This window comes from Microcystis sp. M090S1 (assembly GCF_020246295.1).
In the GTDB taxonomy this organism is placed as follows: domain Bacteria; phylum Cyanobacteriota; class Cyanobacteriia; order Cyanobacteriales; family Microcystaceae; genus Microcystis; species Microcystis aeruginosa.
Window position 1 is genome coordinate 1 of record NZ_JADBTF010000034.1, and the last position, 3,908, is coordinate 3,908.

Annotated in this window: 5 protein-coding genes and 1 pseudogene; 4 read left to right on the forward strand and 2 right to left on the reverse strand. The window is 41.4% G+C overall.

Annotation, left to right across the window (positions count from 1 at the left end; genetic code table 11):
• Positions 1-209: 209 nt before the first annotated feature.
• Together IM477_RS01405 and IM477_RS01410 are read right to left on the reverse strand one after the other, a co-directional pair.
• A complete protein-coding gene (locus IM477_RS01405; protein WP_287730224.1) occupies positions 210-566 on the reverse strand; it encodes a thioredoxin family protein in 357 nt (118 codons plus the stop codon).
• Positions 567-654: 88 nt separating this feature from the next.
• The gene (locus tag IM477_RS01410; RefSeq protein WP_287730225.1) at positions 655-1,356 is read right to left on the reverse strand and encodes an NnrU family protein; all 702 of its coding nucleotides are present in this window, start codon (positions 1,354-1,356) and stop codon (positions 655-657) included.
• A 180-nt stretch (positions 1,357-1,536) separates the two neighbouring features.
• Here IM477_RS01410 and IM477_RS01415 point away from each other — a divergent pair.
• From IM477_RS01415 to IM477_RS01430, 4 genes and pseudogenes are all read left to right on the forward strand, one after another.
• Positions 1,537-1,842, forward strand: a pseudogene (locus IM477_RS01415) ((2Fe-2S) ferredoxin domain-containing protein); the annotation flags it as partial.
• 256 nt (positions 1,843-2,098) lie between these two features.
• A complete protein-coding gene (locus tag IM477_RS01420; protein ID WP_261779559.1) occupies positions 2,099-2,284 on the forward strand; it encodes a transposase in 186 nt (61 codons plus the stop codon).
• 69 nt (positions 2,285-2,353) lie between these two features.
• Positions 2,354-2,728 (forward strand): zinc ribbon domain-containing protein, encoded by a 375-nt coding sequence (locus IM477_RS01425; RefSeq protein ID WP_287730228.1) that lies wholly within the window; start codon positions 2,354-2,356, stop codon positions 2,726-2,728.
• Positions 2,729-2,905: 177 nt separating this feature from the next.
• Positions 2,906-3,772, forward strand: a complete 867-nt coding sequence (locus tag IM477_RS01430; RefSeq protein ID WP_287730227.1) for a response regulator — start codon at positions 2,906-2,908, stop codon at positions 3,770-3,772.
• Positions 3,773-3,908: the final 136 nt, after the last annotated feature.

Below are 3,908 nucleotides of genomic sequence, written 5' to 3' on the forward strand. Positions count from 1 at the left end.
GGTTCTTCGGTTTGTCTTATGCAATGGACGGGGTTATAAGGAATGAAACCCTTATAGAGACAGGTGTTGCTGCGATTTTTGTCAACTGTTTTCGATCCAGAGCGAACTAATCAATTAAATCTCTTGCCAGATAAAGATTTAGTCGATTTATGCCACCCTATCGAACCATACCAAGTAACGAAGAACCTATATTATCTCTGCCAGTCGCATCAGAAAAGGTATCTTTCCCATAAACGCAGGATTTGATTTTTGGCCATTAGTCGCAGGGTTTGTTGCAATTCCTCGCGACTGTGAATTTCCTCCAGACGATGAACGGGAACACCTTGATCGAAGAGAATTAACGTAGGCAGACTACGCAGACGAAAACTATTAGCTAATTGAAAATTCTCATCGGCATTGACACCGACTAATTGAATCGCATCTTGACACTCATTTTGCCAAGAACAGAGGGTGGGTTGGATTAAACGACATAAACCACACCAAGGAGCCCAAAAATGCACGAGAACCGGACTAGAAGACTCTAAAACTAGCTTATGGAAGCTCTTTTCGTTTACAGATAGTATCATATCTAAACGGATTTTATGAAAACTTGATTTTGATATGGCAACCATTCTACACCAATCGGGATCAATAAGAAAGGGGTTGGGAGCAAAATCACCAATAAATTTTACTTGTTGCTTGCATGAGCCAAGGATGCGCCCACCAGAGGAGTAAAATAAACCCTGTTACCCCTAGATAGGCAGGACGAAGGAATTCTTGCCATTTTAGGCTTTGCCGACCATCGATAATCGCTAAAAAGGGAATCACCGAGGTGCGTTCTTTGATCTTTAAAAATGCCTCTCCGTAACGGTTCTCTAACCGGCGATCGCCATGCCAGACAGCAAAAAGATGATGGGCAATTAAACCCAGGGAAGTTAATAGGGTAAAGCTTGTCCCTAACCAGAGGGTGTGAGCAATACACCAGATCACCTGTCCTACCATCTGGGGATGACGGGTAACGCGCAGGATGCCGGTTTCGTAGAGATGAACCTGCGGTTTTTGGATAGCGGCGATCTCCAGCAGGTTAAAGGTGGCAGGATAGAGAAAGAAAAAAGAAATGGCCGAAAGTATCCAAACTAGGGTTTTTACTCCGGTTACTCCCTGTACTTGCCAGAGAAGCAAACCATCATAACGATGATTGAAGAAATAAACTACTAAAATTACCGCTAGAGGGATACTAACGAGGGCAAATAATACCCGATACAGTCGCGCACCGATGATAGCTTCTCCCCCCATTCGTAAACTGGCTAATCCGCTATGGGCGACGGCAAAACCCAGTAATAAACCTAACATGACCCAATGACTAGCGAATGCCACTTTTACCCTCTTGATTGACTAAATTTTTCTCCGAATTCTATTTTAAAGATCGATGGTTAATTTTTCGCCCCCTTTTTTTATATTGCCAGTATCGGGGATTCGGGGCAAAATAAAAGTATGCTTCCTCAAAGCCATTCCCAAGAATATACCCAGGGAACTATCTAATTTTTCTACTTTTTAGGTAATATGTCTTATCCCCAAAAGCGATTTGTGATGGTCTGTCAGCATTCTTCCTGTTTGGTACAGGGTGCGTCCGAGCTTCTTTTAGCTTGGCAAACGGCAGCTCTCCCAGAAGATGTAATCGTTATGACCAGTGGTTGTCAAGGACAGTGTAGCACTAGCCCCACGGTGAGAATCATTCCCGAGGAAACTTGGTACTGTCGTGTTAAACCAGAGGATGTCAATCAGATTGTCGAAGAACATTTAAAAAACGGTCAACCGGTTGAGCGTTTACTCCATCCACGCATTCACGCTCAATGGCAGTAAACTTGATCATCAATTTTTAAGTGATGCTTCACAATAGTCTTTTGCTCCTAGGTTAACCCCTTTGATTGCCTGTGATTTCAGCTTAGTCTATTGTCTATGAGCGACTTAAAAATTCCCACATCCAAGAGAGAAATAATTGCAGTGATAATTGTCCCCAAAAGTAGCTGTTATGTCATTGAAATAGTATATGAAAGACGGTCGGAAACCACAGATAAACAACAGATAAGCTGGTGTAGATTTAGGAGTTAATAACTTAATGGCTGTAACTACAAATCAAACAGGTGTAGCACCTCTTTTGGTAAATGGCAGACCCTTAAAAGCGATTAACACCTTCTACAACAAACAAGGTTCCCGCTTGCAATCTCAACTGAAAACCCGAAATAATCGACCCTCATCTAAGAGATTGATACTCCTGACTCATAAGCGAAACTGTCGAGGATAAAATTACCTAAACACAGCCAGCAAAAGAGTAATATATTGGTGTATTCGACCTCAAATAGGTACGTTAATAATTGGGCATAATGAGCGGATGAAACAATCTCTTAATCTAGGAAAAATAAATAATCAACAATTTGTCAATATTCCTCATTATAGATTAATAAAAATGTTAACCTATAAAGCTCAATTAAAAGGAATAAAAATCATAATAACTGAAGAATACTCTACCTCACAATCGAGTGCCTTAGATAGGGATGAGTTACCTAAATATGGTGAAGAAAAACCATTATTTAAGGGAAAAAGGTTAGCTAGGGGACTTGAGAAAATGGGAACAAATCAGTTGTTAAATGCCGATGTCAATGGGGCATTTAACATCATTAGAAAAGTAATTCCTGATGTCATTGACCGGGGAATAAAGGGTTTGCCGTTTAACCCGCTCCGTGCTTGACCCACTAGGAATGAATAAGCTTTCAGACTTTTAAGTAAGTTTGAGTAAGTTTAGTTGAGCGGTAGAATAAGACTTCGAGATAGCGGGTGCTAGATTGTGATTTTGTCCTTGCGTTTCCCAAAGATGGGCGTACTATGAAAGTAGGGGAAAAAAGATAATTTTAGCGATCGATTAACAATGACTAGGGATATCTGTAGGATTTTATTGATAGAGGATGAACCGACGACTGTTAAATTAATCCAGAGATTGCTGTTAAAGGCCCCCCAATGTTCCCTGGCCGGGGGGTTGACTTTTACCCTCACCCAAGCTCAGGATCTACAGGAAACTGCCGAAAAACTAGCAGGGGAGAAATTTGATCTCATCCTCTTAAGCTTGGAAATCTCTGTCCCCCCCGGCTTAAATATTCTAGTCAAAACCAGAGAATTAGCCTCTGATATACCGATAGTGGTTCAAACTACTAGCAATGATGAGAAATTAGTCGTTAAAGCCTTTCAACTGGGTGCTGACGGTTATATTCAGTTAAATAATATCGATAGTAGTCTTTTAGTCTATCAAATTCGTGTGGCGATCGAACGTCAGCAATATATCCTCAATCTTAAACATCAACAACAGGAAGAGGAATTTCGCGAACTGGAACAGTTAATCAAGGGAGTACAAACTAGCATCACGGCGAAAATGTTCGGTTCTGAGGCAATAAAGCAGAGTATTCCCGATATTTTTCAAGAATTAGTCCAAAATTACGGAGAGTTATTAGACTTAGCTTTAGAAGAACAAGCATACAAAGTGGAACATAATCTATCGGAACGACTGCGAAGCTTGGCCGATAAGTTAGGATTCTTAAAAGCTAGTCCTCGGGATGTGGTGGATATTCATACCACCACCCTACGCCAAAAAAATCAGGATGTCACCCTGGCCAAAGCGCAGGCCTACGTTAGCGAAGGTCGTCTCATGGTCTTGGAATTGATGGGTTATCTCGTCTCTTTCTATCGTAAATACTATATCGGTCTCAGCAACATTAAACTGTTCAATAACACGCAATCTTGACATCCTCGCCGCCGTAAAACGGACGGCGATTCCCAAACCTCACGATTTGGGTTTCTGCTTCTTTCCCGAAGGATTTTTCGCACCTGCCTTAACAGATTTACTCTGTTCTGGTCTTATGGTCGCTCTACAGACTGAC

What these genes read in the sequence shown, in the direction of transcription:
- IM477_RS01430 (WP_287730227.1), top strand. Translation starts at nt 2,906, where the DNA reads ATGACTAGGGATATCTGTAGGATTTTATTGATAGAGGATGAACCGACG.
- IM477_RS01420 (WP_261779559.1), top strand. Translation starts at nt 2,099, where the DNA reads ATGGCTGTAACTACAAATCAAACAGGTGTAGCACCTCTTTTGGTAAAT.
- IM477_RS01405 (WP_287730224.1), bottom strand. Translation starts at nt 566, where the DNA reads ATGATACTATCTGTAAACGAAAAGAGCTTCCATAAGCTAGTTTTAGAG.